This is a genomic window from Kitasatospora misakiensis (assembly GCF_042656005.1).
Lineage (GTDB): Bacteria > Actinomycetota > Actinomycetes > Streptomycetales > Streptomycetaceae > Kitasatospora > Kitasatospora misakiensis.
Map to the genome: position 1 here is coordinate 53,171 of NZ_JBHSOF010000018.1, position 18,873 is coordinate 72,043.

Genomic DNA, 18,873 nt, shown 5'->3' on the forward strand with positions numbered 1-18,873 from the left:
AGGATGTTCGATCCCACTGGCGGCGGGGACCCGCTGCACCTGCCCGACCAGCACGACGCCGTCGAGGGCTTCGCCGAACTCGTCGAGCAGGTCGCCGAGTTCGTGACCGACCTGGTCGAGGACGTCGGCGAGGCGATCGGCCTCCTCGACGACCTGGCCGACGCCGAGGCCGAGGCCGGAGGCTCCGGCGGCTCCGGCGGGGGACCGGACACCGCCGGCCCCGGCCCCGGTGCCGTCGGCACTTACGCCGCCCTCGTCGACCCGGTGGCCGCCGTCGACCCGGCCGACCTCATCGAGGACATCCTGGCCGCCGATCCGGAGCAACTCGCCACCATGGAAGAGCGGTTGCGTGACATCGCCGGCCCGGGCCGGTCCGGCCCCGACCTCCCGTTCGACCTTCCGCCCGACCTCCGAGGATCCGTATGACCTCCGTCGCCCCGCCGTCCCCCGCCCGCGTCCTCGACGCGCTGCGCGCCGACACCCTCGCGCTGTACGGGGCGCTGCGCCCGGTGGCCGCGGCCGGTGCGGCCCGTCACGCGGTGACCGCCGAGCGGCTGGCCGCCGCCGAACGGCGGCTGCGGGAGGGCACGTTGACGGTGGTCGTGTGCGGCGAGTTCAAGCGCGGCAAGTCCAGCCTGCTGAACGCGCTGCTGGAGGAGCCGGACCTCTTCCCCCGGGACACGTACTTCGCCACCAGCCTGGTGACCACCGCCGCCTTCGGCCCCGTCGAGCAGGTCGTCGTCACCCTGGACCCGCCGGACGACCGGCCCGACGGCGTGCCCGTCCGGCTGGAGATCCCGCGCGAGCGGATCGCGGAGTTCGCCACCGAGTCCGGCAATCCGGGGAACGTCCGGCGGGTCCGGCTGATCTCCGTCCTGCTGCCGAACCCGCGGCTGGCCTCCGGTCTGGTGCTGGTGGACACCCCGGGCGTCGGGGCCGTCTACCAGGCGCACACCGCCGTGACCGCCGGTTTCCTGCCGCAGGCCGACGCGCTGGTGTTCGTGGCCGACGCGACCCAGCCGCTGACCGAGAGCGAACTGCGCTTCCTCTCCCGGGCGGCCGCCGCGTCCCGGGCCCTGGACGGCACCGACGGGTTGGTCTTCGCCCTCACCAAGATCGACACCGTCGGCGACTGGACCGCGATCCACGCCAACACCCTGGCCAAGCTCGCCGCCGCGACCGGCCTCGCCCCGCAGGACGTCCCGCTGGTGCCGGTCTCCGCCCGCGCCAAACTGGACCACCTGGCGCACGGCGACCCGGAGGACCTGGAGATCAGCAACTTCGAGGAGTTCGAGCGGGTGCTCTGGTCGGCGCTGGCCAGGCGGCGGGCCTCGCTGCTGGTCGGCGGCGCGCTGGCCGAACTCGAGGCCTCCGCGCGGACCATGCTCGAACCGGTCGACGCCGAGCTGCACGCCCTGCTCGACGAGACCCGCACCCGGCTCGCCGAACTCCGGGCCGACACCGAGGAACGCGAGCGCCGGATCGCCGAACTCGCCTCCTCCGAGGCCCGCTGGCGCCGCGAACTCGTCGACGCCGTCGCCGACCTCGGCCGCGGCCTGGTCGTCCAGGCACAGCAGGAGCTGGACCAGGTCTGGCACCGGTTCCGCACCGAGTACCTCTACGACGACGCGATGCTCGCCGAACCGGACCGCCTGGTCGGCCAGTTGGCGGCCGACGCGGCGCTGGTCACCGGGACGGTCGGCGAGCTGGCCGGCCTGCGGGCAGCGGAGCTCCAGGCCGAGTTCGCCCGCCGCAACGGCCTGGAGCTGGACGCCCGCCCGAGCGGCCGGCTGCCCGAGCCCCCGGTGCCCCCGCTGGCGGTCACCGGCCGGCTCGGCGAGGAGGAACGGCAGGCCCGCGGCGGCGGCCTGCTGCGCGCGACCACCGGCGGCTCCGGGCTGGGGACGACGGCGGGCGGCCTGGCGGCCGGGGCGATCGGCGCGATCATCGGGACCCTGGTGCTGCCGGGCGCGGGCACGGCGGTCGGCGCGCAGATCGGCTCCTCCATCGGCTCGGTGGTGGGCGCGCTGTTCGGCGGGGTGGCCGGCTACCGGGGCGCCGTCCGCGACCAGCAGATCGCCGACCGGGCCGCCCGGCGGAACAGCCTGCGCACCGAACTGGAGGCCATGCGGGCCGGCCAGTACAACCATCTCGCCAACGCCGTCCGGGACTTGACGCGCACCCTGGCGGACGCGGTGCGGGCCGAACTGGAGAGCCGGATCGCCCGCGAGCAGGCCGCCGCCCGGGACACCCTGGCCCGGCTGGAGTCCACCCGGACCGCGACCCGCGAGCAGGCCACCCGGCGGGCCGCCGAACTCGGTCTGGAGCGCCGCCCGCTGACCGAGGTCCGGGCCGGGGTGGAGCAGTTGGGCACCCGGCTGGCGGCCCTGCTGGCGGAGGCGCGGTGAGCCCGGCGGGCGGCCGCTGGTGGCGCCTCGGGCGGGGCGGCGACGAGCACCCGGCCGCGCCGCCGCACGCCCCGGGCGGCCCTTCCGGCCCGACCGCCACCGCCCCGCCGCCCATCTCGGATGGGTCCGAGGCCGCCACCCCCGAACCGGGGGTCCGCGAGGCCACCGAACGCGCCGTCACCGAGGCCGCCGACCTGCTCGGCCCCCGCCACCGCGCCCCGGCGGCCCTCCTCCCCGCCCTCGACGCGCTCGACGGCTACCGCGAGCTGGCCGCCCGCCCGATGCGGGTCGCGCTGGTCGGCCGAGTCAGCGCGGGCAAGTCCACCCTGGTCAACGCCCTGCTCGGCGCGCACCGGGTGGAGACCGGGGCCGAGGAGCTCACCTTCAACGTCAGCCGCCTCACCCACGGATCCGAGCGCACCGTCACCGTCCACTACAAGGACGGCCGCCCGGCCGACCGCCACCACCCGGACGAGCTGCGCGCGCTCACCGCCCGGGCCCGCGAGGACGACGCGGCCGGGCAGGCCCGCCTCCGGGCGGTCGACCACCTGGTGGTGACCGATCCCAGCCCCTACCTCCGCTCCTTCGACCTGGTGGACACCCCCGGCCTGGACTCGGTGCTCGGCGCCGACTCCGCCAACACCCTGCGCTTCCTGGGCCGTTCGCCGGACGAGGTGCGGGCCGACTCGATCGGCCACGCGGGGAGCGCGGACGCCCTGGTACTGGTCTTCGCCCGCGGCCTCGCCCAGGGGGAGGAGGAACTGCTCGCCGACTTCACCGGCGCCGGCTTCGGCCCCGGCGCCTCTACCGGCGGCGGCGCCCCGGGCGCACCGGGCTCCCCGGGCGGCCCCGGGACCGGGCAGGGTGCCCCGGGCGGCCCCGGCGGCGCGCTCACCACCGTCGGCGCCCTCACCAAGGTCGAGCTGTACTGGCCCGAACACCCCGACCCGCTCGCCGAGGGCCGCCGGGTCGCCGGCAGGGTGATGACCGCCGCCGGCGGCACCCGGCTGATGTACGACCTGCGCCCGCTCTGCAGCCTGGTCGGCGCCGCCGCCGGGCAACTGACCGAGGCGGACTTCGCCGACCTCGCCGAGCTGGCCACCGTCGAACCCGCCCTGCTCGCCCGCCGGGTCGCCCGCGGGCCGTACTTCACCACCCGCCCCTATCCGGACCTGCCCGTCCCGGCCGACCGCCGCGCGCACCTGTTCGGCCTGCTCGCCGGGTACGGCCTCACCCTGGCCTGCGGACTCCTCCGGGACGGCGTCGACCGGCTGCCGGAGCTGCGCGCCGAACTCGACCGCCGCAGCGGCCTGGCCGACTTCCGCCGCCTGCTCACCGACCACTTCGGCGCCCGGGCCGACCTGATCAAACTCCGCCGGATCGTCGACCGGGCCCGCACCCTCCCCGACACCCTGCCGCTCGACCTGCTGCCGCCCGACCCGCCCTCGGCCGCCCGGATCCGCGCCACCGTCGACCGCGCGGTGGGCCGCTTCGTCGACCTGGAAGTCCAGCAGCACGCCTTCCGCGAGCTGACCGTCCTGCGCGACTGCTACGACGGCCGGCTGGCCGGGTTCACCGAGCCCGAGCTACTCGAACTCCGCCGGGTGGCGGGCGAGTTCGGCGCCACGCCGGCCGCCCGCCTCGGCCTCCCGCCGGGCACGGCCCGCGCCGAGCTGCGCCGCGTCGCACTGGACCGGCTGGCCCACTGGTCGGCGATGACCATCGACCCCACCTTCGCCGGCCCCGCCCGCCGCGCCTGCCAGGTCCTGCGCCGCAGCTACGAACGCCTCGCCGCCGCCCTCTGACCCGCCGGCCCTCCAGGACTCGGTCATCTAGGACAGGACCTGTCCTAGATGACCTCTACTGTCCTTCCGAAGGCACTGATCGAAACGGTGATGTGGAGGGATCCGTCATGATTCTCGTGATCGGCGCGACCGCGCACTTCGGGCGGCAGACCGTGGAGGCGCTGGCCGGCGCCGGACGGCAGGTCCGGGCCCTGTCGCGTACCCCGAGCGGGCCGGCCTGCCCGAGGGCGTGGAGGTGGTGCGCGGCGACCTGGCCCGGCCGGAGACGCTCGGGCCCGCACTGGACGGCGTCACCGAGTTGTTCCTGGTACTGCCCTACGGCATGGACGCACGACCACTGCTGGACCGGGCGCGGCAGGCAGGGGTGCGGCAGATCGTGTTCCTGTCCTCGGGCGCCGTCGTCGACGGCGCGGACCCGCAGCCTGATGTGATCGCCGCCTACCACGCGCGGGTGGAGCAGGAGATCAGGGCAACGGGCGTCGACTGGACGTTCCTGCGGCTGTTCTTCCCGGCGATCAACTCGCTGGCCTGGGCGATGCAGTTGCAGAGCGGCGACACCGTCCGCGGGCCCCACGCCGCGGCAGCCGCCTCGGTGGTGCACGAGCGCGACGTCGCCGAGGCGGCCGCAGCGGTGCTCGGCGCCGCCGAACACCGCAACCGGGTCTACGAGCTGACCGGACCGCAGTCACTCACCCAGACCGAGCAGGTCGAGGTGCTCGGTCGGGCCTTGGGCCGCGAGCTGCGCTTCGAGGAGGTGGCCGAGCAGGCGGTGCGGCAGCAGCTCAGCCAGTTCATGGACGCCGACTTCGTGGGTGCTTTGCTGGACTTGATGGCGGCCACGGCCGGCAAGCCGGCACCGGTGAACGACACCGTCGAGAAGCTGACCGGCCACCCGGCACGCCCGTATGCGCAGTGGACCGCGGACCATCCGGCGGACTTCCGCTGACCGGCCTCCCCGCTCCCGGTCCGTCCCGACGGCGATCGTCCGCCGGGACGGACCGGAGGCCGTGCATGCACAGGACGCACAGGAGCACGTTCGGCGACCGGCTAGGACCGGCTAGCCGAGCACCCTCCGGAAGTCGAAGGTGTTCCACCGTTCGGGCCGCATGTGGATCGCGACATTGTCGGCCGAGGACTCCTCCGTCGCGTCCACGTAGCCGGCGGCGGCATCGCCCATGTAGCGCGCGGCCATCTCGAAGCGCTCCTGCTTCGAGGTCGGCCTGATCTCGGTCACCGGACCTTCCACCGACACGTACCGATAGTCCTCGACCTCGGCCACCTGCGCGCACAACGCGAACCGGCCCGCCTCCTCGATCAGCCGGGCCTTGCGCGCGCCGGGGCCCGTGATCACCTTGACGAGCCCGCCCGGCTGGTACTCGTACCAGATCGGGGTGGTCAGCGGGGCACGTTCCGGCTCGGCTGCGACGCTCAGGACTCCGACATACGGCTCTGCGAGGAAGGCTTCGCGTTCCTCTTGGGTCATCGGACGCATGACCGGCAGCTTAGCCAGCCGGTCGGGCGGATCACGGTCAATCCGCTCTCGCAACGCGGGACATGTGCAACAGGAAGTCGGCACGACGCCTGCCCCACGGCGGCGTCGAACGGGGCTCGAACGGGCCGCCGGCACTGCCTACCTGGGCTTCTACTCGCCGAAGGCCATCAAGGAGAACGGCGCCAAGCTCGGCGCGGGCGGCCCGGTCGCCGCCTCCCCGCTCTTCCTCCTCCTCTACGACCACACCTTCCGCCCGCGCGGCACCGCCACCAGGGACGCCGCCCTCGCTGCCGCCCTGCCCACCGTCCCGGTCAACCACGTCCCGCTCCGGCGCGAGCCGACGTGCCTGCTGCGCCACCCCGAGTTCGCCCTCTGGTGCGGCTCCGAGCACACCGCCGACCGGCATCGCCGCTTCCACACCGCCGCCGTCGTGCACGGCCACCTCCACATCCCTCGAACCGTCCGCGCCGACGGCCTGCCCTTCCACGAGGTCTCTCTCGGCTACCCGCACGGGTGGTCCCGCCGTGGGCCCACCCCGTCCCCGTTGCGCCGGATCCTCCCGGCCCCGGCCCGGACGGCCACGCCCCGGCCCCGACGCGGACCCCCGTCCCACCGTGCGCCCCGCGCCCGGCGGCCAGCCTCGTCCCGCCGTGCGGGTGTAGCGGGGCGGAAAGCCGGTTGCCAGACCGACGAAGATCACGTTGGGTGGCCCCATGACCGATCTGCACACCGACCGTCTCCTCCTCCGCCGCTGGCGCGACTCCGACCTCGCACCCTGGGCGGCGATGAACGCCGACCCCGAGGTCCGGCAGCACCTGGGCGAACCGCTCACCCGGGAGCGGAGCGACGAATCCGTGGCGCGCTTCGAGGCCGCCTTCGAGCGCCGCGGCTACGGCTGGTGGGCCGTCGAGGTCCGGGCCACGGGGGAGTTCATCGGATTCGCCGGCCTGGACGACATCGACTACGAGGCGCCGTTCACCGGCGTGGAGATCGGCTGGCGCCTCGCCCGGTCCGCCTGGGGCCACGGCTACGCCACCGAGGCCGCCCGGGCCGTCCTCGCCTTCGGCTTCGACACCCTGGAGCTCCCCGAGATCCTCGCCGTCACCACGGCGACCAACCTCCGCTCCCAGGCGGTGATGACCCGCCTCGGCATGACCCGCGACCCGGCCGGAGACTTCGACGACCTCGATGCCCCCGAGGGCCCCCTCCGCCCCAACGTCCTCTTCCGCCTGCCCCGCCCCACCGAGGCCTGACCCCACCGCGCGAACTCGCCCGGCGCCCCCCGCCGACCGGGGGCGGTGTGCCCCCGGGCCGGCCGGGTGGGGTGTGGGGGTCAGTCGGCCACGGTGGTGTTCTCGGCGGCGGGCCGGTACGAGCCGGACTCCAGCTCGGCTATCACGCCGGGGTGGTTGGGCTTCCAGTCGAGGGCGGTGCGGGCGGCGCCGCCGCTGACGCTCTGGTCGAGGGCGAGGGCGTCCGCGAAGAGCGGGCCGAAGACCTCGGCGACCTGCTCGGCGGGGACGGCGTGCGGGGCGGTGGAGACGCCGGCGGCGCGGCCGGCGGCCCGGGCGAGCTCGCGGACGGGGACGGCCGACTCGCCGACGCCGTGCCAGACGGTGCCGGCCTCGGCCCGCTCGACGGCGGCCACGAACAGCTCGGCCAGGTCGTCGACGTGGACGGTCGGCCAGCGCACGCCCTCCTCGCCGTAGTACTCGGGCGTCCCCTGCGTGCGGGCCCGGTCGACCAGGATGGCGGGGATGCCGCCGCCGCGCCCGTAGACGATGCCGGGCCGCACGACGACCGCGCGCACGCCCTCGGCGGCCTCGGCCAGCACCGCCTGCTCGATGCGCGGGCGGTAGCCGACGATGTCGATCGGATTGGTCGGGGCGTCCTCGCCGACCTCCTGGGCCTCGCCGGTGGCGCCCAGCACCCAGACGCCGCTGGTGTAGACGAGCGGCCGGCCGGTGCCGCGCAGCGGGGCGGCGAGCGCCTCGATGACGGCGGTGTCGACCTCGGCGTCCCCGCTCGGGGGAGCGAGGTGGATCACGGCCTCGATGTCGGAGGTCACCGCGCCGGCCAGCGAGGCCGGGTCGGCGGTGTCGCCGACGAGCTGGGCGTCCCAGCCGCGGCCGGGCTGCGGCTCGGCGGAGCGGGTGAGCGCGACGACCTGGTGGCCGGCGGCGTGGAGGTGGTCGGTGACGGCGGAGCCGATGTAGCCGGTGGCGCCGGTGAGCAGGACCTTCATGGTGTTCCCCCTATGTCGAACATTTCGATGTCGAAACTATATATAGCCTCGATCGGCGATGTCAAACACTTCCACATCGAAATGTTAGGCTCGGGCCATGACGGAACAGCAACCGCAGCACGACGGCGTCGACCGCATCACCGCCCAGTGGCACGCGGTCCGCCCCGACCTCGACACCTCCCCCATGGCCGTCATCGGCCGCCTCTCCCGCGCCTCACGCCTCCTGGAGCGCGGCATCAAGGAGAACCTCGCCGCCCACGGCGTCGAGCCCTGGGAGTTCGACGTCCTCGCCACCCTGCTGCGCTCCGGCCCGCCCCACGTCCTCACCGCCGGCGAACTCAGCACCGCCGCCATGGTCAGCTCCGCCGCGCTCACCAACCGCATCGACCACCTCGTCGAGAAGGACCTCGTCCACCGCACCGTCGACCCCGCCCACCGCCGCCGCGTCCTCATCTCCCTCACCGACACCGGCCGCGAACTGACCAACCGCCTCGTCGAACACCACCTCATCGGCGAAGAGGACCAGCTCACCGGCCTCACCTCCACCGAACGCACCCTCCTCACCGACCTGCTGCGCCGCCTCCTCCTCACCCTCGGCGACCACACCGAGGACCCCACCCGACGCTAGGGCGTGTCTGACCGGGGCGCCCGGCCTGTCCGGTGAGCGGTCCACCGGACAGGCCGGCCGACCCCTACGCGGCAGGTGCCGCCAGAAGGAAGTCCGCCACCGCCGCGGCGATGGCGGCGGGAGCCGTCTCGGGACCGAAGTGGTCCAGCTTGGGGAAGAGCTTCAGCTCGGAGCCGGGCAGGATCTCGTGGATACGCGGGGCCGCCCGCCCCGCCCCGGTGCTCCGGACCTCCTTGCCCGCCATGAGCAGGACGGGCTGGGTGAGCCGCCCGTACTCGCGGAAGGTGTTGTCCCGGGCGGCGATTTCGGCGTGCTCGCGTATCGCGGCGGGCAGCAGGGCGTGCTTCTGCAACCGCTCGGGCTTCTTGAGGGCGAGGGGCAGGATCAGTCGCAGCAGCCAGCGCGGCGCCTTGCCGCTGGTCTCGGGGTTGACGCCACGAACGAAGGTCAGGAAGGCCTCGGCCGGCTTCCCGGCGTCGAGTTGGCCGCGGCACCGGTCGGCCCAGTCGACGGGGATGGAGCCGTCGATGGACACGCCGGGCTCATAGACGGCGATGCGCTCGAAGGCGGAACCGGCCAGCGCCGCCTCCAGGGTCAGGAACCCTCCGAAACTGTGGCCGAACACGAACCGCGCTCCCGTGGCCGCACGGACGGCCTCGATGTCCGCGCACTCGGCCCCCGCGCCGTACGCGTCACCCTGCGGGCCGCTGGCACCGCGCCCGCGCCGTTCGACGACGTGCACGGTGAAGCGGTCCGCCAACTCCCCTGCCAGCGCGTCGAAGTCGGCCGCGAGCGCGAACGCTCCGGGCACCAGCAGGAGCCCCGGGCCGGATCCGACACTGCGGTAGCCGATGGTGGTGCTGTCGGCGGAGCGCACCGTTCTGACCGTCACATCCGGTGCTGTCATATGAACAGCCATTCTGTCCCCCCAGTTCAAACGATCACATGGCCCGTGCACAGTACGCGCCACCACCGGGAACGGGAAGCTCGTCCGATCGGTGAGAAGGGTGTGCCGGCCCGTGCGTGGGTGCGCTCGCGGACTCTCCCCATCGGTGCTCTGTCGGTGACCGGGGTTAGGGTAGGAGGAGTTCATGACGCGGAGCAGGGGGTTGCGCACGATGAGTGGAACGGTCGCGGCGGTCAGCAGCAACGGGGAGTACTCCTTCACCAAGCCGAACCGCGAGAGCATCACCCTGCTCGCCGGCCTCGGCGTGGCGGGTGACGTGCACGCGGGGGTGACGGTCAAGCACCGCTCGCGGGTGGCGCAGGACCCGACGCAGCCGAACCTTCGGCAAGTGCACCTCATCCACGAGGAGTTGTTCGCGGAGGTGGCGGAGCGCGGGTTCGCGGTGGCGCCCGGCGAGCTGGGCGAGAACGTCACCACGCGCGGGATCGACCTGCTCGGCCTGCCGACCGGCACGCTGCTGCGGATCGGCGCCGAGGCGGTGGTGGAGGTCACCGGCCTGCGCAACCCGTGCGTGCAGATCGACACCTTCCAGGACGGCCTGCTCAAGCAGGTGGTGGGGCGCGACGAGGCGGGCCAGCTCATACGCAAGGCCGGGATCATGGGCGTGGTCCGGTCGGGCGGCGTGATCCGGCCCGGCGACGCGATCGAGGCCGAACTGCCGGCGGGCCCGCACCGCCCGCTCGAACGCGTCTGAGCGACAACGTTTCTGGGCGGACGGCGCGGCAACGCCCGCTACCGGACGACCTCGGGCGCCGGCCGCGCGAACCCGACGTCCCCGGGTGCGAGCGCCTCGGCCGGACCGGCGGCGCGGAGCACCACGTCCAGCACCGCCTCAAGGTCACAGGCGTAACCGCCGCTCGCCCAGGCCGGGTTGGCCTCGACCACCGCCCAGGTGCCGTCGACGAGCCGCCCGACGTCGACGACCACGGCGCTCGGCAGACCGCCGGTGGCGAGGACGTCCGCCGCGAACGCGAGCACGTCCGGCGGCACCTCCGGCGACACCGCGAGCCTGCCGTCGACGGCGTACCGGCTCGCCGCCCGCACCGCCCCGTCCAGCACGAACAGGCGGTACTCCCGGGCGAACGCGACCACGTCGCTGATCAGCACCGGGGAGTCGTCGTCCAGGGCGTCCGGGCCGGGCAGCCCGCTGCCGTCGGGGTAGATCCTGGCCGCGAATAGCTTGTCGGCGGCCGGCTTGAGGAAGGCCGGCCGGCGCAGCCGACGCGCCTCGGCCAGCGTGGTGCACTCCACCTGACGGGCCAACAGTTCCCCGGGCAGCCCGGCGAGCCAGTCGGCGGACGGCTCCAGCGGCGCGACACCCAGCCGCCCGGCGGCCACATCGGCGAACAGCGGCCCGCCGTACAGGTGCGCCGGCCGCAACCCGGCCAGCTCCGCCGGGACGTCCCAGCGGACGGCGGTGTGCGCCCGCATCCCGCGCCGCCGGGCGCGGGTGAGGAGATGCAGACCGGTCTCGTTGATCCGGGGCGCAAGCAGCAGGAGCGGCGTCATGGCACGCCATGCTGGCGCACCGGAGCCGACCACGGCCAGCGATTTCCCTAGCGCCGCCGGTCCCCGGGGGTGTTGGCGAGGTGGGCGTCCATGGTGGAGTTCGGTTCGGTGATGAACTGCTCGAACCGCTCCAGTAGTTGCGGCGGGTAGGGGGACGTCGCGGCAACGAGGCGGCTGGCGAGCGCGCCGAAGGTCTCGGCCTGCCGCGGGAGACATTCCCGGGACCCGAACTCACCAAGGTTTTCGCCGTCCTCGGGCCCGTCCTCGGTCTGGGTGGCATCATCGGCCCGGTGCTCGGGGGCTTCCTGATCGAGGGCGACTTCTTCGGCCTGGGCCGGCGCTCGGTGCTCCTGGTCAACCTTCCCATCGGCGTTGCGGCCCTGGTGGGCGCGCCGTTCGCCCCCTACCTGGCGGAGGCGTCGGCCGTCGCCGTCAGGTAGGCGTCCAGGTGTGCGGCGGCGGAGAGCATGGCCCGGCCCCGGGCGGTGAGCCGCTCCTGCCAGTCGGCGAGCGCGGCGGCGAGCGCGCTCGTACCGCCGGCGGAGCGGATCTGTTGGACGACGGCTGCGATGTGCGGCAGCCGGTAGCCGCCGCGCCGGAGCAGGTGGGCGAGTTCGGCGTCGCGGACGTCGACCGCGTGGAAGGCGCGGTGGCCGGTCGCGCGGTCGCGGGCGGGGAGCAGGATGCCGGCGGCCTCCCAGGTGCGCAGGGTGGCCGGGGTGAGCCGGAGGCGGTGCGCGAGCTCGCCGATGCTCAGGGGGAAGGGGCCGGGGAAGGGGTCGGGGTCGTCGGCAGCCGTCAGGTGCTCGACCGCGCCGCGCACGGAGTCGAGGGTCTCCCGGTCACGGAGCAACTGCGCGTGGCCGCGGTCCAGTGCGGTCAGGGCGTCGTCGATCCGCCCCGCGTGGACGGCGTTCATGACCGCCCCCGCGGTCTGATGCCCGTACGCCCGGACGTGCGCGAGGAAGGTGCGCAGCGCCGCGGCGTGCAGCTCGGTGTAGATCCGGTACCCGGTGGGCGTCCGCTCGGCGGGCGGGAGGAAGCCGTCCTGCTCGTAGTTGCGGACGGCCTGCGCGGAGAGACCGTGCTCGCGTCCGAGGTCGACCGGGCGCAGTCTCTTCGCGGGGGCAGAAGTCAGTTCGGATGGCACTTTGAGACTTTACAGCGGATTTCCCGGGCCGAGACGGCAAAAGTCTCAACGGGCGTATCAAGGATACGATTGAGGCTCATGACACAGGACATTCGAGACCTCGTGCCCGCGTCGTGCGGCCTGGTGGCCTTCGGCGAGCCGACGCACCAGGAGCCGGCCTTCGGACGGGTCCGCAACGAACTGTTCACCCAACTGGTCGACCGGGGCTTCCGGTCGATCGCCCTGGAGACCGACCGGGTAGCCGCACTGGCCGTCGACGCCTACGTCCGGGACGGGATTGGATCGCTGGACCGGGTGCTGGGCGAGGGCTTCTCGCACGGCTTCGGGGCGCAGGAGCCGAACCGACGCCTGGTCACCTGGATGCGCGAGTACAACCGGACCCGCCCGGCCGCGGAGCGCCTGGCGTTCCACGGCTTCGACGCCCCGACGGAGAACACCTCCGCCCCCAGCCCACGCCCGTACCTCGAACACGCCCGCGACTACCTGGGACTCGGCCTTGACCTCGACTTCGACGTGGCGGGGACTGCCGGGGACGACGACCGGTGGAGCCGGACGGAGGCGGTGATGGACGCGGCCGAGTCACCGGGCGCGACGGCCGACGCCGACCGGCTCCGGGCCGTCGCGGACGACCTGCTGGGGCAACTGCACGCCCGCGCCCCGGAACTGATCGAGAACTCCTCGCGGGAGGAGTGGGAACGGGCGCGCACGCACCTCACGGCGGGGATCGGGCTGCTGCGCTACCACCGGCAGGCGGCGCGGCCGATGCCCCTGCCCGAACGGCTCGCGGGGCTGCTCGCCACGCGTGACGCGATCATGGCCCAGAACCTGTTCGACATCCGGTCCGTGGAAGCGCGGCGCGGCGGGACGCTCGTCTTCGCCCACAACGCCCACCTGCAACGAAACCCGGCCCACTGGCGAATGGGAGAGACGGACGTGACCTGGAACGGCGCCGGACGAATCGTGGCCGCCCTGGTCGGCGGCGAGGAGTACTTCTTCGTCGCCGGAAGCCTCGGCCCCCGGCAGCCCGCGCAGGACGCCCCGTCCTGGTCCCTCACCCCGCCGACGGAGCCACCCCGCACCACCACCGCCGACCCCGACCCGGAACTCCCCCCGGGCTACTTCCCCCTGGACGCGGCAACCGTGGCAGGCGCCGACGCCCTCCTGTACATCAACGACGCCCAGTCGCTCCGCTGAACCCAGGTGTGTCCGGACGACCGGAGTGGGAAGTCGGCGATTCCGACTTCCCACTCCGGGAGTTCGGTCAGCGCCCGTCAAACCCGCCGTCGCGGACAGCGGAGACGAACGACTGCCAGGAGTCGGCGGTGAAGAGGAGCGTGGGCCCGTCGGGGTCCTTGGAGTCGCGGACGGGCATGACGCCGGGGTAGCCGTCGGCGACCTCGATGCACTGGCCGGCATCGCCGCTGTAGCTGCTCTTCCGCCACTTGCTGTCAGCGAGGTTGAGTTCCACGGGAGGGCCCTTCGTCCGCACCTGGAGTGGGAAGTCGACGGATCCGACTTCCCACTCCAGGAGTTCGTTCAGCGGTGGTCGAACTCGCCGTCGCGGACTGCGGCAATGAAGGTCTGCCAGGAGGCGTTGGTGAAGAGGAGCGTGGGGCCGTTGGGGTCCTTGGAGTCGCGGACGGGCATGACGCCGGGGTAGCCGTCGGCGACCTCGATGCACTGGCCGCCGCCGCCGCTGTAGCTGCTCTTCCGCCAGTTGCCGTCAGTGAGCTTGAGTTCCATGCGAGGGCCTTTCGTTCGCGCCTGGAGTGGGAAGTCGACGGATCTGACTTCCTACTCCAGGCGGTACCCCACGTCAGCGGCCGTCGAACTCGCCGTCGCGGACTGCGGCGACGAAGGTCTGCCAGGAGTCGGCGGAGAAGAGGAGGGCGGGCCCGTTCGGGTCCTTGGAGTCGCGGACGGGCATGACGCCGGGGAAGCCGTCGGCGACCTCGATGCACGCGCCCCCGCCGCCACTGTAGGAGCTCTTCCGCCAGTCGGCCTCAGTCAGGTTGACATCCATTCAAGGTCCCTCCTTGCAGAGCGAATCATCGCCAGCGAGTCGGCCTGGTTCATGGCCTCGATCTGGAGCCGATCGTAGCCCCTGACCACCGGAAGGACGGCGTCTGCATCGCGATCTAGGAACCCACGGTGTTCGTTCTCGGAATAACCGAGTACTTTCCGATCCGGCATGGTAAGGAGGAAGACCATGCGCATGAAGGGCACGTTCTCGCCCAAGCTGAACGGGGCGACCTGGATTGCGATGTTCGGCCGCTGTGCCAGCTCTTCCAGGAGAAGGAACTGGGCGACCATCAGGTCCCGACCCCCGATGATTCTCCGTAGGCAGCTCTCGTCGAGAACGGCATGGACGAGCGGTGGCGGAGTACGGTCGAGACACTGCTGTCGCGTCAGCAGGAAGCTGACACGTTCCTCTGCCTGAGCCTGGGTTGCGCCGCCCTGCCGGACGTGCCCGGCTTCGAGCGCGGTGGCGTACTCACGAGTCTGGAGCAGTCCCGGAATGACGCCGATCTCGAACATCCGGATCTCCGCCGCCTTCGCCTCGTAGTTGGCGTACTCCGGGAAGCCTGGCACGAGCGCCGTGTGCTTGTGCTGCCAGTACATCAGCATCAGCGTGCCGCCGGTCTCCAGCACCTCGTCCGCCTTCATGGCGAAATTCATGCTGGGCGGGCGGTGGGAAAGTTCGACGAGCGAGACGTGGGACGGGTCGCATCCGATCAGCCTCGCCAGCTGGGCCTGGGTGAGTCCGCGGGCCTCGCGTGACCTGCGGAGTTGTACGCCGAAGGGCGCCCAGGGACTTGATGTGGGGTCAAGTTCCTTCTTGTTCATGGTGGTTCCCCAATGTTCCCTGCGAACCGGGTCAAGTCGTACGGCGCTTCCGATGCTAGCTCCGCCCGCGCCACCATGGGCACAGAACGTGAAATTCCGACTGCGGAGGGTTCCGATGACGAGACCTGCCCGAATCCAGCTCCCCGCCAAGCTGCACGGCTATGGCGTCCGGTGGGACCCGGTGGCCCGCTGCTACCGGGTGCGCAACGAGTCCGCGGGGGAGTGGCTGCTCGACAACTCCGGTGTGCTCGCCGGGTTCTCCTCCTTCAGCGCCGCCGAAGCCGCGTGGCGGGCCTTCGAGCCGCGTCGGAAGGCGGCGTGATGGGGGCCGTCCTCGACCGGGCCATCGCCGAGCAGCGGCGGGAGGCGGCGTACGCCGTCGAGGACCTGCTCGCCGTCCTTGCCCTCGCCGGTGCCAACCTGCCCTCCGTCGGGGTCGACTGGGAGTACGGCCGCCGCACCGGCTGCTACCTCATCGACCTTGGTTCCGCGCGTGCCGCGCAGATCGTGCGCATCACCGATCTCCTGCGGGCGGGGCTGTGTCACGAGCGCGAGCAAAAGTCGGCCGACCCCAACCCCGACCGCGCCGATGAACCCGAATCCCGGAAGTGACCCCACCGTGCGAACCCTCCCCGTGCGCGATCCGCGGCTGCTCGCCAAGCCCCCCGTCTGCCGGCTCGGCGTGCAGGTCCTGCTGCGCGACACCGCCGGCCGTGTCCTCCTCGTCGACCCGGACTTCCTGGACGGCCACATGCTCCCCGGCGGCGCCTGCCGCACCAACGAGCCGCCGCACCGCGCCGCGGCCCGGATCCTGCACGCCCAGACCGGTCTCCACCGCCCGGTCGCGCAGCTGCTCGCCGTCGACTTCACGCCCGCCGACCGCTATCTCGAACGTCTCACCCTCGTCTTCGACGGCGGCATCCTCGCCGACCGCGACGCGGCCCGCATCGCCGTCCCGCCCCGGCGCCGCAGCAACCTCCATGGCGCGCGGATGGCCGATCCCCGCGAGTTCGCGGCTCTGCTGAGCCCCGCGCAGAACGCCCGCGTCCAGCAGGCGTTGGCCGCCCTCGGTCGCGGCCTCCCGCTCCTCACTCACGGTCAACGGGTGCCCGCGTAGGCCCGCCCCTCGAATCCCAGGGGCCATGCGAGGGCGAACACCTCATCAGGTAGGTTAGCCTTACCTAACCTCAGGTGAGAGGAGACGGCCCTGACCAGCACCACCGCCCCCGCGCGCTTCCAGCTCTTCCCGCTCCAGGTGGTCCGGGCCGCCCGGATCACCCCGAACATGGCCCGGGTCACCCTCGGCGGTCCCAGCCTCGCCGGGTTCGTCAGCGGCGGGCTCGACCAGCGGGTGAAACTCCTGCTGCCCCTCCCCGGGCAGGCCGAACCGCTGATGCCCGCGGGCGAGGACGAGTTCGGCTGGTACCAGCACTGGCGGACGATGGACCCCGCCGTCCGCCCGGTGCTGCGCACCTACACCGTGCGCGCGCAGCGCCGCGACCCCGACGAGGTCGACATCGACATCGTCGTCAACGGCGACCACGGCCCCGGCTCCCGATGGGCGGAGAGGGCGGTGCCCGGCGACCGGGTGATCGTCTGCGGACCGGCGGTCGAGGAGGCCGGCGGCGTCGAGTTCCAACTGCCCGACGGGGCGGACTGGGTGCTGCTGGCCGGGGACGAGTCCACGCTGCCCGCCGTCGCCGCGATCCTCGCCGGACTGCCCGCCGGGCTGCCGGTCCGGGTGTTCGCCGAGGTCGAGGGCCCGGCCGAACACGGCTACCTGCCCGCCGACCGGCCCGGCACCACGATCACCTGGCTGCACCGCGGCCGACCGGGCACCCCCACCCTCCCCGACGCCGTCCGCGCCGCCGACCTGCCCTCCGGCACGCCGTACGCCTGGATCGCGGGCGAGGCGGCGGACGTTCGCGCGCTGCGCCGCCACCTGGTCGCCGAACGCGGCTACCACCGGCGCGCCGTCTGCTTCATGGGCTACTGGCGCCTCGGCGCGACCGAGGACCAGCGCGCCGACGAGCCGACGGAGCCGGATGAAGGCTGACCTCCGGGTCAAGCAGCCCGTTGCGAGAGTTCGTAAGTGATCTTTCCGAGCCGGTTCCGGACGATGAACCGTCCGTCCGTCCACTCGGGACGCGCGAAGACGTCTCGCATGTCCAGGTAGTGCGGTCGCTCGGTCATCCACCGAACGTCGGGCGCCGTCGCGGACTTGCCCGTGATCTCGATGCGCCACGCTTCCCCGAGGGCCTGCCAGTACTGTCCGGACTGCGTTCTGCCGGGTGCACACGTGAGCTGGGTCTTCGCGCAACCGTCGACGTCGAGCCCCTTCGGCAACAGCGCGACCACGCCTTCACGGACGTGATGGGCCAGCCACCGAAACGGGAAAGCCTACTGGCACTACCGGCGCGGGAGGTCGATGCGGGTGCGGGCCTGGGCGAGGAGGTGGTTGAGGAGGGCGGCGCCCTCGGGGGTGTCGAGGGGGACGGGGGCGGGGCCGGCCGGTTTGACCAGGGGGGTGGCGGCGTCGTGCTCGTAGAGGATGCAGGCGCTGCCGCCCAGGTCGCGCTTGGACGGCCACCTCAGGCCGAGTGCCTCGGGGGCCTGGCCGCGGATCCAGGCGGCCCAGCGGCGGGTGCGCGGGTAGGCGTCGGGAGTGGAGTGGATCAGCCACTCGTCCTGGTGGACGGCCGCGAGCTGGTCGAGCGTCATCAGGCCGACGAGCGGGATGTCGCAGGTGGTCTCGATCCGGGACAGCACCCGGCCGCGTACCGAGGCGCGCCGGATCCGCCGCCAGCCGCGTTCGTCGAACGGGATGCCGCGGACCAGCGTCTCCATCACCGCCGTGCGCTCCGAGAAGCCGGCGTACAGGTACGGCAGGTGGCTGCCGTCGCCCTCGTAGGAGCAGAACCGGCCGCCCTCGTAGTGGGTGTCGGACGGGTTCGGGTTGAACGAGGTGGCCGGGTAGGCGGCGAGGTGGACGCGGTGCAGGACGGTGCCGGCGGGCAGGACGTCGAGGTGCGGGGTGGCGCGCACGGTCGGGGCGGGGACCTTCACGTCGGGCATGCGGTCACCACTCCGCGATCTCGGCGCGGGCGGCGGCGAGCAGGGTGTGCTCGCCGGGGGTGCCCAGCAGGCGGGCGGGGACGGCGTCCAGCCAGGCGTTGGCGCCCAGCCACCAGTCGGCCACGCCCCACGGGTCGTCGTCGGCGTCGAGCAGGCGGTTGACGGCCACCACGACGGGCAGCGGCCGGCCGGAGGTGCCGTCGAACTGGAACGACGGGAGGCGGACGGTGCCCTGGCGGTCGGTCAGCCGGATGAGGTCGGGATCGGCGGGGTCGTGCCCGCCGGCCCGGTAGTCGGCGGCGCTGACGGAGTCCGCGGCGAGCAGCCAGTCGTCGGCGTCCTCGGGGGGCGTGAGTACGGGCGAGGCGGGCGAGGCGGGCGAGGCGGCCTGGGCCGGCTCCGGGCGGACCGGTGATCCGCGGAACAGGGCGAGCGCCCGCAGCACGGCCTCACGGTTGATCAGTTCGGCGTGCACGGCCTGCGAGTAGCGGACGGAGTCCTCCAGCGCGGCACGCACCGGGTGTCCGTCCGGCACGGCGGCCAGCACCAGGCGGGCGATCTTCCGGGCGGTCCGTTCCGGATCGGCGGACGGCGCGTCGAGCAGGGCCAGGACGGCGGCCCGGGCGTCGTCGTCCAGGTGCTCCTGGACCTCGTCCCAGTGCTCGCGCAGGACGTCGAGGACCTCGGTCAGCGCCATCGCCCCTCGCCCTCCCCTCGCGTCCCGTGCCTGCCGGTCGTGCGTCAATG

At 73.3% G+C, this 18,873-nt stretch carries 25 protein-coding genes and 1 pseudogene; 13 read left to right on the forward strand and 13 right to left on the reverse strand.

The features are described from left to right. Positions 1 to 3 precede the first annotated feature (3 nt). The 4 genes from ACFP3U_RS16115 (at position 4) to ACFP3U_RS16130 (ending at position 5,159) form a co-directional block, all read left to right on the forward strand. Entirely contained in the window at positions 4 to 426 is a 423-nt protein-coding gene (locus tag ACFP3U_RS16115; protein ID WP_380226205.1) for a hypothetical protein, read from the forward strand. Beyond that, positions 423 to 2,408, forward strand: coding sequence for a dynamin family protein (locus ACFP3U_RS16120; protein ID WP_380226206.1), 1,986 nt, complete (start codon positions 423 to 425; stop codon positions 2,406 to 2,408). The genes ACFP3U_RS16115 and ACFP3U_RS16120 overlap by 4 nt, the downstream gene beginning before the upstream one ends. After that, complete coding sequence (locus ACFP3U_RS16125; protein ID WP_380226207.1) at positions 2,405 to 4,213, forward strand: dynamin family protein; 1,809 nt, start codon at positions 2,405 to 2,407, stop codon at positions 4,211 to 4,213. The genes ACFP3U_RS16120 and ACFP3U_RS16125 overlap by 4 nt, the downstream gene beginning before the upstream one ends. 238 nt (positions 4,214 to 4,451) lie before the next feature. Then, a complete protein-coding gene (locus tag ACFP3U_RS16130; protein ID WP_380226208.1) occupies positions 4,452 to 5,159 on the forward strand; it encodes an NmrA family NAD(P)-binding protein in 708 nt (235 codons plus the stop codon). A 111-nt stretch (positions 5,160 to 5,270) separates the two neighbouring features. Here ACFP3U_RS16130 and ACFP3U_RS16135 read toward each other — a convergent pair whose 3' ends face one another. Further along, a complete protein-coding gene (locus ACFP3U_RS16135) occupies positions 5,271 to 5,705 on the reverse strand; it encodes a pyridoxamine 5'-phosphate oxidase family protein (RefSeq protein WP_380226209.1) in 435 nt (144 codons plus the stop codon). A gap of 37 nt (positions 5,706 to 5,742) precedes the next feature. Further along, positions 5,743 to 6,147, reverse strand: a complete 405-nt coding sequence (locus tag ACFP3U_RS16140; protein WP_380226210.1) for a hypothetical protein — start codon at positions 6,145 to 6,147, stop codon at positions 5,743 to 5,745. Positions 6,148 to 6,418: 271 nt separating this feature from the next. On the opposite strand from ACFP3U_RS16140, the gene ACFP3U_RS16145 reads away from it, so the two are divergent. Continuing rightward, the gene (locus ACFP3U_RS16145; protein WP_380226211.1) at positions 6,419 to 6,958 is read left to right on the forward strand and encodes a GNAT family N-acetyltransferase; all 540 of its coding nucleotides are present in this window, start codon (positions 6,419 to 6,421) and stop codon (positions 6,956 to 6,958) included. 80 nt (positions 6,959 to 7,038) lie between these two features. Here the strand turns inward: ACFP3U_RS16145 and ACFP3U_RS16150 are convergent, their stop codons facing one another. Further along, a complete protein-coding gene (locus ACFP3U_RS16150) occupies positions 7,039 to 7,950 on the reverse strand; it encodes an NAD-dependent epimerase/dehydratase family protein (RefSeq protein WP_380226212.1) in 912 nt (303 codons plus the stop codon). A 97-nt stretch (positions 7,951 to 8,047) separates the two neighbouring features. Here ACFP3U_RS16150 and ACFP3U_RS16155 point away from each other — a divergent pair, with 97 nt between their 5' ends. Then, positions 8,048 to 8,578 carry a MarR family winged helix-turn-helix transcriptional regulator gene (locus tag ACFP3U_RS16155; RefSeq protein WP_380226213.1) on the forward strand — a complete coding sequence of 177 codons (531 nt, stop codon included), beginning with the start codon at positions 8,048 to 8,050 and terminating at the stop codon, positions 8,576 to 8,578. 64 nt (positions 8,579 to 8,642) lie between these two features. Here the strand turns inward: ACFP3U_RS16155 and ACFP3U_RS16160 are convergent, their stop codons facing one another. Further along, on the reverse strand, positions 8,643 to 9,485 hold the full coding sequence (locus ACFP3U_RS16160; RefSeq protein ID WP_380226214.1) for an alpha/beta fold hydrolase: 843 nt from the start codon (positions 9,483 to 9,485) through the stop codon (positions 8,643 to 8,645). Between the two features lie 211 nt (positions 9,486 to 9,696). Here ACFP3U_RS16160 and ACFP3U_RS16165 point away from each other — a divergent pair, with 211 nt between their 5' ends. Continuing rightward, positions 9,697 to 10,239 carry an MOSC domain-containing protein gene (locus tag ACFP3U_RS16165; protein ID WP_380226278.1) on the forward strand — a complete coding sequence of 181 codons (543 nt, stop codon included), beginning with the start codon at positions 9,697 to 9,699 and terminating at the stop codon, positions 10,237 to 10,239. A gap of 38 nt (positions 10,240 to 10,277) precedes the next feature. Here the strand turns inward: ACFP3U_RS16165 and ACFP3U_RS16170 are convergent, their stop codons facing one another. Beyond that, positions 10,278 to 11,054 (reverse strand): ATP-grasp domain-containing protein, encoded by a 777-nt coding sequence (locus ACFP3U_RS16170; RefSeq protein ID WP_380226215.1) that lies wholly within the window; start codon positions 11,052 to 11,054, stop codon positions 10,278 to 10,280. Positions 11,055 to 11,242: 188 nt separating this feature from the next. Here ACFP3U_RS16170 and ACFP3U_RS16175 point away from each other — a divergent pair. Beyond that, a pseudogene (locus ACFP3U_RS16175) lies at positions 11,243 to 11,458 on the forward strand (MFS transporter); the annotation flags it as partial. On the opposite strand, the gene ACFP3U_RS16180 reads toward ACFP3U_RS16175, so the two are convergent. Continuing rightward, on the reverse strand, positions 11,458 to 12,204 hold the full coding sequence (locus ACFP3U_RS16180; RefSeq protein WP_380226216.1) for a TioE family transcriptional regulator: 747 nt from the start codon (positions 12,202 to 12,204) through the stop codon (positions 11,458 to 11,460). The pseudogene ACFP3U_RS16175 and the gene ACFP3U_RS16180 overlap by 1 nt on opposite strands. Before the next feature lie 78 nt (positions 12,205 to 12,282). Between ACFP3U_RS16180 and ACFP3U_RS16185 the strand changes: the two genes are divergently transcribed. Then, positions 12,283 to 13,398, forward strand: a complete 1,116-nt coding sequence (locus tag ACFP3U_RS16185) for an erythromycin esterase family protein (protein WP_380226217.1) — start codon at positions 12,283 to 12,285, stop codon at positions 13,396 to 13,398. A gap of 67 nt (positions 13,399 to 13,465) precedes the next feature. On the opposite strand, the gene ACFP3U_RS16190 is transcribed toward ACFP3U_RS16185, so the two are convergent. The 4 genes from ACFP3U_RS16190 to ACFP3U_RS16205 form a co-directional block, all read right to left on the reverse strand. Beyond that, the gene (locus ACFP3U_RS16190; protein ID WP_380226218.1) at positions 13,466 to 13,672 is read right to left on the reverse strand and encodes a DUF397 domain-containing protein; all 207 of its coding nucleotides are present in this window, start codon (positions 13,670 to 13,672) and stop codon (positions 13,466 to 13,468) included. A 68-nt stretch (positions 13,673 to 13,740) separates the two neighbouring features. Beyond that, entirely contained in the window at positions 13,741 to 13,947 is a 207-nt protein-coding gene (locus ACFP3U_RS16195) for a DUF397 domain-containing protein (RefSeq protein WP_380226219.1), read from the reverse strand. Between the two features lie 73 nt (positions 13,948 to 14,020). Continuing rightward, complete coding sequence (locus tag ACFP3U_RS16200) at positions 14,021 to 14,227, reverse strand: DUF397 domain-containing protein (protein ID WP_380226220.1); 207 nt, start codon at positions 14,225 to 14,227, stop codon at positions 14,021 to 14,023. Then, entirely contained in the window at positions 14,212 to 15,051 is an 840-nt protein-coding gene (locus tag ACFP3U_RS16205; protein ID WP_380226221.1) for a helix-turn-helix domain-containing protein, read from the reverse strand. Before ACFP3U_RS16205 ends, ACFP3U_RS16200 begins: the two co-directional genes overlap by 16 nt. A gap of 115 nt (positions 15,052 to 15,166) precedes the next feature. Here ACFP3U_RS16205 and ACFP3U_RS16210 point away from each other — a divergent pair, with 115 nt between their 5' ends. From ACFP3U_RS16210 to ACFP3U_RS16225, 4 genes are all read left to right on the forward strand, one after another. Next, on the forward strand, positions 15,167 to 15,373 hold the full coding sequence (locus ACFP3U_RS16210) for a hypothetical protein (protein WP_380226222.1): 207 nt from the start codon (positions 15,167 to 15,169) through the stop codon (positions 15,371 to 15,373). Then, positions 15,373 to 15,663: a hypothetical protein gene (locus ACFP3U_RS16215; protein WP_380226223.1), complete on the forward strand. Its 291-nt coding sequence runs from the start codon at positions 15,373 to 15,375 to the stop codon at positions 15,661 to 15,663. The genes ACFP3U_RS16210 and ACFP3U_RS16215 overlap by 1 nt, the downstream gene beginning before the upstream one ends. Positions 15,664 to 15,670: 7 nt before the next feature. After that, positions 15,671 to 16,168, forward strand: coding sequence for an NUDIX domain-containing protein (locus ACFP3U_RS16220; protein ID WP_380226224.1), 498 nt, complete (start codon positions 15,671 to 15,673; stop codon positions 16,166 to 16,168). Between the two features lie 138 nt (positions 16,169 to 16,306). Further along, positions 16,307 to 17,107, forward strand: a complete 801-nt coding sequence (locus ACFP3U_RS16225; protein ID WP_380226225.1) for a siderophore-interacting protein — start codon at positions 16,307 to 16,309, stop codon at positions 17,105 to 17,107. Between the two features lie 8 nt (positions 17,108 to 17,115). Here ACFP3U_RS16225 and ACFP3U_RS16230 read toward each other — a convergent pair whose 3' ends face one another. The 3 genes from ACFP3U_RS16230 to ACFP3U_RS16240 are packed head-to-tail and all read right to left on the reverse strand — an operon-like array spanning position 17,116 to position 18,823. Beyond that, the gene (locus ACFP3U_RS16230; protein WP_380226226.1) at positions 17,116 to 17,409 is read right to left on the reverse strand and encodes a hypothetical protein; all 294 of its coding nucleotides are present in this window, start codon (positions 17,407 to 17,409) and stop codon (positions 17,116 to 17,118) included. 51 nt (positions 17,410 to 17,460) lie between these two features. After that, entirely contained in the window at positions 17,461 to 18,126 is a 666-nt protein-coding gene (locus ACFP3U_RS16235) for an RES family NAD+ phosphorylase (RefSeq protein ID WP_380226227.1), read from the reverse strand. 4 nt (positions 18,127 to 18,130) lie between these two features. Beyond that, positions 18,131 to 18,823: a DUF3168 domain-containing protein gene (locus ACFP3U_RS16240; protein WP_380226228.1), complete on the reverse strand. Its 693-nt coding sequence runs from the start codon at positions 18,821 to 18,823 to the stop codon at positions 18,131 to 18,133. Positions 18,824 to 18,873: the final 50 nt, after the last annotated feature.

What these genes read in the sequence shown, in the direction of transcription:
- ACFP3U_RS16240 (WP_380226228.1), bottom strand. Translation starts at nt 18,823, where the DNA reads ATGGCGCTGACCGAGGTCCTCGACGTCCTGCGCGAGCACTGGGACGAG.
- ACFP3U_RS16235 (WP_380226227.1), bottom strand. Translation starts at nt 18,126, where the DNA reads ATGCCCGACGTGAAGGTCCCCGCCCCGACCGTGCGCGCCACCCCGCAC.
- ACFP3U_RS16115 (WP_380226205.1), top strand. Translation starts at nt 4, where the DNA reads ATGTTCGATCCCACTGGCGGCGGGGACCCGCTGCACCTGCCCGACCAG.
- ACFP3U_RS16155 (WP_380226213.1), top strand. Translation starts at nt 8,048, where the DNA reads ATGACGGAACAGCAACCGCAGCACGACGGCGTCGACCGCATCACCGCC.
- ACFP3U_RS16170 (WP_380226215.1), bottom strand. Translation starts at nt 11,054, where the DNA reads ATGACGCCGCTCCTGCTGCTTGCGCCCCGGATCAACGAGACCGGTCTG.
- ACFP3U_RS16210 (WP_380226222.1), top strand. Translation starts at nt 15,167, where the DNA reads ATGACGAGACCTGCCCGAATCCAGCTCCCCGCCAAGCTGCACGGCTAT.
- ACFP3U_RS16145 (WP_380226211.1), top strand. Translation starts at nt 6,419, where the DNA reads ATGACCGATCTGCACACCGACCGTCTCCTCCTCCGCCGCTGGCGCGAC.
- ACFP3U_RS16150 (WP_380226212.1), bottom strand. Translation starts at nt 7,950, where the DNA reads ATGAAGGTCCTGCTCACCGGCGCCACCGGCTACATCGGCTCCGCCGTC.
- ACFP3U_RS16185 (WP_380226217.1), top strand. Translation starts at nt 12,283, where the DNA reads ATGACACAGGACATTCGAGACCTCGTGCCCGCGTCGTGCGGCCTGGTG.
- ACFP3U_RS16160 (WP_380226214.1), bottom strand. Translation starts at nt 9,485, where the DNA reads ATGACAGCACCGGATGTGACGGTCAGAACGGTGCGCTCCGCCGACAGC.
- ACFP3U_RS16195 (WP_380226219.1), bottom strand. Translation starts at nt 13,947, where the DNA reads ATGGAACTCAAGCTCACTGACGGCAACTGGCGGAAGAGCAGCTACAGC.
- ACFP3U_RS16215 (WP_380226223.1), top strand. Translation starts at nt 15,373, where the DNA reads ATGGGGGCCGTCCTCGACCGGGCCATCGCCGAGCAGCGGCGGGAGGCG.
- ACFP3U_RS16135 (WP_380226209.1), bottom strand. Translation starts at nt 5,705, where the DNA reads ATGCGTCCGATGACCCAAGAGGAACGCGAAGCCTTCCTCGCAGAGCCG.
- ACFP3U_RS16200 (WP_380226220.1), bottom strand. Translation starts at nt 14,227, where the DNA reads ATGGATGTCAACCTGACTGAGGCCGACTGGCGGAAGAGCTCCTACAGT.
- ACFP3U_RS16120 (WP_380226206.1), top strand. Translation starts at nt 423, where the DNA reads ATGACCTCCGTCGCCCCGCCGTCCCCCGCCCGCGTCCTCGACGCGCTG.
- ACFP3U_RS16165 (WP_380226278.1), top strand. Translation starts at nt 9,697, where the DNA reads ATGAGTGGAACGGTCGCGGCGGTCAGCAGCAACGGGGAGTACTCCTTC.
- ACFP3U_RS16205 (WP_380226221.1), bottom strand. Translation starts at nt 15,051, where the DNA reads ATGAACAAGAAGGAACTTGACCCCACATCAAGTCCCTGGGCGCCCTTC.